The 6,805-nt window shown below is 73.3% G+C and carries 7 protein-coding genes; 5 read left to right on the forward strand and 2 right to left on the reverse strand.

The features are described from left to right. From LCD31_RS23925 to LCD31_RS23940, 4 genes are all read left to right on the forward strand, one after another. A partial coding sequence (locus LCD31_RS23925) for a DUF3558 domain-containing protein (protein ID WP_224961500.1) occupies positions 1–577 on the forward strand: 577 nt, incomplete at its 5' end. A gap of 214 nt (positions 578–791) precedes the next feature. Next, positions 792–1,100, forward strand: coding sequence for a hypothetical protein (locus LCD31_RS23930; protein WP_224961502.1), 309 nt, complete (start codon positions 792–794; stop codon positions 1,098–1,100). Positions 1,101–1,131: 31 nt separating this feature from the next. Further along, positions 1,132–2,001, forward strand: a complete 870-nt coding sequence (locus tag LCD31_RS23935; RefSeq protein ID WP_224961504.1) for a PPE domain-containing protein — start codon at positions 1,132–1,134, stop codon at positions 1,999–2,001. After that, the gene (locus LCD31_RS23940; RefSeq protein ID WP_224961506.1) at positions 1,998–2,807 is read left to right on the forward strand and encodes an ESX secretion-associated protein EspG; all 810 of its coding nucleotides are present in this window, start codon (positions 1,998–2,000) and stop codon (positions 2,805–2,807) included. Before LCD31_RS23935 ends, LCD31_RS23940 begins: the two co-directional genes overlap by 4 nt. A 59-nt stretch (positions 2,808–2,866) precedes the next feature. Here LCD31_RS23940 and glpD read toward each other — a convergent pair whose 3' ends face one another. Together glpD and LCD31_RS23950 are read right to left on the reverse strand one after the other, a co-directional pair. Beyond that, complete coding sequence (gene glpD, locus LCD31_RS23945) at positions 2,867–4,564, reverse strand: glycerol-3-phosphate dehydrogenase (RefSeq protein ID WP_224961512.1); 1,698 nt, start codon at positions 4,562–4,564, stop codon at positions 2,867–2,869. A gap of 148 nt (positions 4,565–4,712) precedes the next feature. Further along, entirely contained in the window at positions 4,713–5,594 is an 882-nt protein-coding gene (locus LCD31_RS23950; RefSeq protein WP_224961508.1) for a DeoR/GlpR family DNA-binding transcription regulator, read from the reverse strand. A 419-nt stretch (positions 5,595–6,013) separates the two neighbouring features. Here LCD31_RS23950 and LCD31_RS23955 point away from each other — a divergent pair, with 419 nt between their 5' ends. Further along, positions 6,014–6,757: an MIP/aquaporin family protein gene (locus tag LCD31_RS23955; RefSeq protein ID WP_224961510.1), complete on the forward strand. Its 744-nt coding sequence runs from the start codon at positions 6,014–6,016 to the stop codon at positions 6,755–6,757. The last annotated feature ends 48 nt before the right edge of the window (positions 6,758–6,805 follow it).

Genomic DNA, 6,805 nt, shown 5'->3' on the forward strand with positions numbered 1-6,805 from the left:
CACCACCAGCACGCCCCCGCCACCGCCGCCGCGCCCCTACGAGCTGAGCATGTCCGGTGTGGACCCGTGCGAACTGCTCACCGCCGCGCAGCGCGGGCAGCTCGGGTTCGACCGCGACCCGCTGGCCGACACCGAGGGCGGCTTCGGCGACGCGCCCACGTGCAGCTTCCGCAACACCACCGCGAAGGTCGGGGCGCGGTTGTCGCTGATCACCACCGAGTCGATGAGCGTGTGGACGGACGACACCGCGCAGGTGCAGGCGACCCCGGTGGTGGTGCACGGCTTCCCGGCGCTCGTGATCAAGACTCCGGACCTGGACCTGTCCTGCAACGTGGCGGTGGACCTCGCCGAGGGCGAGCACCTCGACGTGCTCTACCGCGACGACGGTGGGCAGCCCGCGCCGCCGCTGGACGCCCTGTGCCAAGGGGCGCAGCTGGTCGCCGAGAACGCGGTGGCCTCGCTGGCCGACCCGGCACCGGAGACCTCGGAATCCGCCACCACGTCCGCGGATCCCTCCGCGGCCGGGTCCACGAGCGGCTCCTCGGAGCCGCTGATGAGCCCCCGTCCGACGGAGTGATCGCGGGCGTCCGGCGCAACGCGACTGGACCCCGCGGCCCAACCGCGTTGATACTCACCGCGTTTGGAGCACTCCCCACGGTGATGAATAGTGATTAGAGTGAGCGCGGACGTCTTACCCGTGGGAGGGAAACCCCGTGCCGCTGTACTCGCCGTCGGGGGACGGCTCGCCGGATTCCACCGCCCTACCGGGAACCCCCGGCACCGGTGGCTCCATGCGCGTCGAACCCGCCGCCATCCCGAGCCTCGTGAACGCCTTGCAGTCCTCGCTGGACCAGGTCGGTGTGGAGATCGAGCACGCGATCACCGAGCTGCGCATCCGGCCGTGGGCCGGCGACCCGATCAGCAGCACCGCCGCCGAGCAGTTCAACGAGCGCTCGGTCGGCGGCGACCAGGACGCGCTGACCGCGCTGTGCGGCTACCGCGACCAGCTGCAATCGGCCGCCGAGTCCCTGCAGCTGGCCAACCAGCACTACCAGGACACCGACGACGTGAACGCGGTGCGGCTCGGGGGAGGGTGCTGACCGTGACCGGTGCGACGGGAGGCGGAACCCGATGAGTGACCACCGCTGGCAGGGGTACCGCCACGAGGAGCTCTACGAGCAGATCCACCAGGGCCCCGGCGCGGACGCGTCGACCGATTCGGTGCGCCGCTGGAGCGAGCTGACCCGCACCCTCGGCGAGATCGACGGCGATCTCGCCGCCGCGCTGAGCTCCGCGATGTCCGGCTGGCAGGGCGAAGCCGCCGACAACGCCCGCGGCGGGATCCGCCCGCTGGGCGAGTGGGCCGTGCAGGCGCAGCAGGCCGCCGAGTCGATGCGGGACCGCACCGAGCAGCAGGCCTCGTTCGTCGGCAAGGCCCGCGCCGACATGCCGCAGCCGCAGCCGCTGACCACCGAGGACCCGGGCACCGCGATCACCGGGCTGGTGCACCTGTTCGGCGGGCAGACCGACTACGAGGTGCAGGAGTCCCGCAGGGACGCCGCCGAGCAGCGCGCGTTCGAGGTGATGCGCACCTACGAGGCCTCCACCCGGGCCAACACGACCTCGCTGGCCTCCTTCGCGCCGCCGCCGCAGGTGGTCGTGGACGCCCACGTCCCCCCGCCGGGCGCGGCGAAGGGCCTGCAGCAGCCGAACATCACGATCAGCTGGGCGGGCGCCCCGGTGCCCGCCCCGCGCGGCGGCACCGGTTCGGCGCCCACCCCCGGCGGCGCGCGCAGGCAGCCCGCGCGCGGTACGGCGGGGCGCGGCGGCGAGCGCGGCCGCGGCACGCACCCGACCGGTTCCGGCGGGGGCCGGGCGCGGCGCCGCGACGACGACCCGGTGGACCGCTCGGTGACCGAGCAGGTCGGCGGCGGCACCGGCTTCTTCGACGCACCGCAGACCCTGTCCCGGCCGGTCATCGGCGGAGATCCCGGTCAATGATCGGCGGTTCGGCACTCGCGGGTGCCGGCCCGGTCCGGCTGTCCGCGTTGGAGTTCGACGTGCTCGTCGAGCACCTGGAGTTGGAGACGATGCCGCTGGTGCTGCGGGTGCCCTCGCCGGGTCGCACCTGGACGGAGCGCGCGGAGCTGGCGGACTCGGCGTGGCGGTCGATGGGCGCCAAGCAGCTCGGCGACCGCCGGGAGCTGGACCCGGCGCTGGACCGGATGCTGCGGCTGCTCGCCCACCCGGAGTCCGAAGTGGACGGACGGACCTGGTTCGGCCGCAGCCTCCGGGTGCTCGCCGCCTCCGGCGTGCCGGACGGCAGCGGGGCGGACGCGGTGCTGGTCGTCAAGGACGAGGACGCGCTGACGTTGCGGCCGGTGTCGGCGGCCGGACTGGTGCGGGAGGTGGCCTCGGTGCTGCCGGTGCTCGGCGCCGGGCCGGGCCGATCGGTGACGGTGCGCAGCGCCGACCTCGACGCCGCCGCGGCCGCGACAGGCGGGAACGCCGAAGCGCTGGAGGGCGAGCTGGTCCGCCGCGGCGTGCGCGGCGACGACGCGGAGATGCTCACCTCGATGGTCCGCGAGGCCGGGGCGCGCGGGCAGTTCGGCGCCGCCGCCCGGGACCGGCTGGGCCGCCGGGTGCGGGCGCCGCGGGTCGTGGGGTTCTTCGACACCCCGCACGGCCGGTACGCGCAGCTGCGCCGGGATTCGCCGTCCGGTGATTCCTGGAGCACCGTCTCGCCCGCCGACACCCGCCGGATGATCGCCCACGTCGACGAGCTGCTGACCGAGCTGGCCCGCTGACGCGGAACGGGCCGCCCGTCCGGGTGGACGAGCGGCCCGTGGTCACCTGGTCGCTGCGATCAGGCGATGGGTTCCTCGATGCGGTCCCGCACCTCGGGGGCGGCGGAGCGCTTCGCGTCCGCGGCCTCGTCGTCGGGCTGCGTCTGCGAGTCCCGCTCGGCCTCGACGCGGGCGGTGTACACCTCGACCTCGCGGGCGACGCGCTCCTCGTCCCACCCGAGCACGTCGGCCATCAGCCGCGCCACCGGCTCCGCCGACTCCACCCCGCGGTGCGGGTACTCGATGGAGATGCGGGTGCGCCGGGTCAGCACGTCCTCCAGGTGCAGCGCGCCCTCGTGGGTGCACGCGTACACCACTTCGGCCTGCAGGTAGGCCGAGGCGCCGGGGACGGGCTTGAGCAGCTCCGGCCGGTCCGCGGTGGCCGCGAGCACCTCGTGCACCTGCGAGCCGTAGCGGTCCAGCAGGTGCCGGATCCGGTACGGGTGCACGCCGTGCGCGGACGCGATCTGGTCGGCCTGGTTCACCAGCGCGTGGTAGCCGTCGGCGCCGAGCAGCGGCACCCGGTCGGTGATGGAGGACGCGACGCGGCCGGACAGGTCCGGCGCCACCGCGTCCACCGCGTCGGCGGCCATCACCCGGTAGGTCGTGTACTTGCCACCGGCGATGGCGACCAGGCCGGGCGCGACGCGGGCGACCGCGTGTTCCCGGGACAGCTTGGAGCTCTCGTCGCTCTCCCCCGCCAGCAGCGGCCGCAGCCCCGCGTACACGCCCTCGATGTCGGCGTGCGTCAGCGGCGTGGCGAGCACCGTGTTGACGTGCTCCAGGATGTAGTCGATGTCCTTCTTCGTCGCCGCCGGGTGCGCGAGGTCCAGGTTCCAGTCGGTGTCGGTGGTGCCCACGATCCAGTGGCCACCCCACGGCACGACGAACAGCACGGACTTCTCGGTGCGCAGGATCATCCCGGCCTCGGAGACGATGCGGTCCCGCGGCACCACGATGTGCACGCCCTTGCTGGCGCGGACCCGGAACTGCCCGCGGCTGCCGGAGAGGCGCTGCAGCTCGTCGGTCCACACCCCGGTCGCGTTGATCACCGTCTGGGCGCGGACCTCCGTCTCGGCGCCGGTCTCGACGTCGCGCAGCCGCACGCCCGCGACCCGGTCGGCCTCCCGCAGGAAGCCCGTGACCTGGGTGGAGGTCGCGACGACGGCGCCGTAGCGGGCCGCGGTGCGGGCCACGGTCATGGTGTGGCGGGCGTCGTCGGCCTGCGCGTCGTAGTAGCGGATGCCGCCGATCAGCGCGTCCCGCTTGAGCGCGGGCACCATCCGCAGCGCACCGGCCCGGGACAGGTGCTTCTGCCCGGGCACCGAGCGGGCGCCGCCCATCGTGTCGTACATCAGCAGCCCGGCCGCGGTGTACGGCCGCTCCCACACGCGGTGGCTGAGCGGGTAGAGGAACGGCACCGGCTTCACCAGGTGCGGCGCGAGCCGGGTCAGCATCAGCTCCCGCTCCCGCAGGGCCTCGCGGACCAGCGAGAACTCCAGCTGCTCCAGGTAGCGCAGGCCACCGTGGAAGAGCTTGCTGGAGCGGCTGGACGTGCCGGCGGCCAGGTCGCGCGCCTCGACGAGGGCGACCCGCAGCCCGCGGGTGGCCGCGTCGAGCGCGGCGCCGGCGCCGGTGACGCCGCCGCCGATCACGACGACGTCGAACTCCTCCGAGCCCAGCCTGTTCCAGTTGCGTTCGCGGTCGCCCGGCCCCAGCCTGCCCTGCGCCTCCTCCGAGGCCCGGGTGGCGTCGGTGGCACCGGTCGTCGCGGTTGATTTCTCGTCGTGGGACACCTGGCGTCCTCCTCGCTCGAATCCCGATCACCGCCGACCCGCACCCCGTCGGCGCGTTCCGCGGTGGTCATCATGCCCGGCCTGCGCCTTGCACGCCTGCCGCGCCATTGCTGCTCTGACCTGCCGTGGCGAGATCCTTCTTCGCCCGGTCCTGCTGGATCTCGCCGGTGCGCCGGACCGTGGCGCCGCGCTCGACGAGGACCTCGACGTCGGCCTCCGGCGTGGCGGAATCGACGATCACCATGTCGAAGTCCTCGGCGGGCGCGACCGCGTGCAACGCGCGCCTGCGGAACTTGGTGTGGTCCACGTAGAGCACCCGGCGGCTGGCCGCGGCCAGCATCGCCTTCTTGATCTGCACCATCTCCTGCTGCGGGTAGCAGCAGATGCCGTCGGTCACCGCGGAGACGGACATGATCGCCAGGTCCACCCGCAGCCCGCGCAGCGCGTCCAGCGCCATGCCGCCGACGAACGCGTCCGCCCACGGCAGGTAGTCGCCGCCGATGGAGATCAGGTGCACGCCCTGCTGCCCGGCGAGCTCGCCGAACACCCCGCGGTGGTTGGTCACCACGGTCAGCGGTGCGCGTTCCGGCAGCCGCCGAGCCAGGTAGACCCCGGTGGTCGAGTCGTCGAGCACCAGCGCCTGGCCGGGTTCGACCAGTTCGGCGGCGGCGCTCGCGAGTTCGTCCTTCTCCGCCTCGTTCTGCTGCATCCGGTATTCCGAGGCCGCCTCGTAGAGCAGCGAGGAGGCCGCGGAGACGTAGCCGCGGTTGCGGTGCACGAGGCCCTGCGATTCCAGGTCGGCCAAGTCCCGGTACACGGTCATGGCGCTGGCGCCCACGGTCGAGACCAGGTCGTCGATGCGCAGCGAACCTTCCGCCATCACGAGTTCGGTGATCTTGCGCCGCCGGTCCTGCTGCTTGCCGGACGGGCGCCGACCCGACGTAGCGGACATCGTCGTCCCCCTCACCGCCACATCCCCTGCGGGGACTTCCACCATTGGGTGCCCATCCTCCTAGCCGAACCCCTGCCCGACGGTCGTGCCTCACCGCACGAATCCCGGACACAGCGAGTTCACCGTACATCGCGATAAAAACACCATCGCAAAGCTATTGCAATGTTTGTTTTCACATGCCTAATGTGACCATGTTCTTCGGCGCGTCCGGCCGCCGAAGCGGCTCCAACGGAGGAGGTCGACGTGCCCGTGCTCGCGACATCCGCGGCCGTCCAGCGGCCCGCGGAACCGCGGCGCGGAACCGGCGCGCTCACCCCGGGGCGGATCAGCGCGGCGTGCCGTCCGGCACCACCCGCCCAGCCGGACCAGCAACGCACACCCGACCGCGCCGATGGCGCCGCGACGAGGGGACCTGGGACATGAGTCTGGGTGAGATCTTCCTCTGGGAATTGATGGGCACGGCCGTGCTGACCCTGATGGGGTGCGGCGTCGTCGCCAACGTGACACTGCGCAAGGCGCTCGGCAACAACGGCGGCTGGCTGCTGGTGAACTTCGGCTGGGGCTTCGCCGTGTTCGCGGGCGCCAGCATCGCCGAACCCACCGGGGCGCACATCAACCCCGCCGTCACGCTCGGCCTCGCCGTCGACGGCCAGGTGCCGTGGAGCCAGGTGCCCGTCTACGTCGTCGCCCAGATCATCGGCGGCACGCTGGGCGCGGCGCTGTGCTGGGCGGCCTACAAGCTGCAGTTCGACACGCACGACGACCCGGCGGGCACCCTCGGGATCTTCAGCACCGCCCCCACCGTGCGCAACGCGCCGTGGAACCTCGTCACCGAGATCATCGGCACCTTCGTGCTGGTGCTGTGGATCATCCAGACGCCCGGTTCCGGCCGCGGCGACGACGGCGCCTTCAGCTTCGGCAACGACGCGCTCGGCTACGCGGCCGTCGCGTTCATCGTCATCGGGATCGGCGCCTCGCTCGGCGGGCCCACCGGCTACGCCATCAACCCGGCGCGCGACCTCGGCCCCCGCATCGCCTACGCGCTGCTGCCGATCCGCGGCAAGGGCCCCGCCGACTGGGGCTACTCCTGGGTCCCCGTCGCCGGGCCGATCATCGGCGGGGTGCTCGCGGGCGCGGTCGCCCTGGTGCTGCCCGCGACCTGAGCCGCGGCCACGTCCCCCGCGGTGCGGGCCCTCCGACCGGGCCCGCAC

The organism is Saccharopolyspora sp. 6M (assembly GCF_020176775.1).
GTDB classification, from domain to species: domain Bacteria; phylum Actinomycetota; class Actinomycetes; order Mycobacteriales; family Pseudonocardiaceae; genus Saccharopolyspora_C; species Saccharopolyspora_C gregorii.

What these genes read in the sequence shown, in the direction of transcription:
- LCD31_RS23930 (WP_224961502.1), top strand. Translation starts at nt 792, where the DNA reads ATGCGCGTCGAACCCGCCGCCATCCCGAGCCTCGTGAACGCCTTGCAG.
- LCD31_RS23935 (WP_224961504.1), top strand. Translation starts at nt 1,132, where the DNA reads ATGAGTGACCACCGCTGGCAGGGGTACCGCCACGAGGAGCTCTACGAG.
- LCD31_RS23940 (WP_224961506.1), top strand. Translation starts at nt 1,998, where the DNA reads ATGATCGGCGGTTCGGCACTCGCGGGTGCCGGCCCGGTCCGGCTGTCC.
- LCD31_RS23950 (WP_224961508.1), bottom strand. Translation starts at nt 5,594, where the DNA reads ATGTCCGCTACGTCGGGTCGGCGCCCGTCCGGCAAGCAGCAGGACCGG.
- LCD31_RS23955 (WP_224961510.1), top strand. Translation starts at nt 6,014, where the DNA reads ATGAGTCTGGGTGAGATCTTCCTCTGGGAATTGATGGGCACGGCCGTG.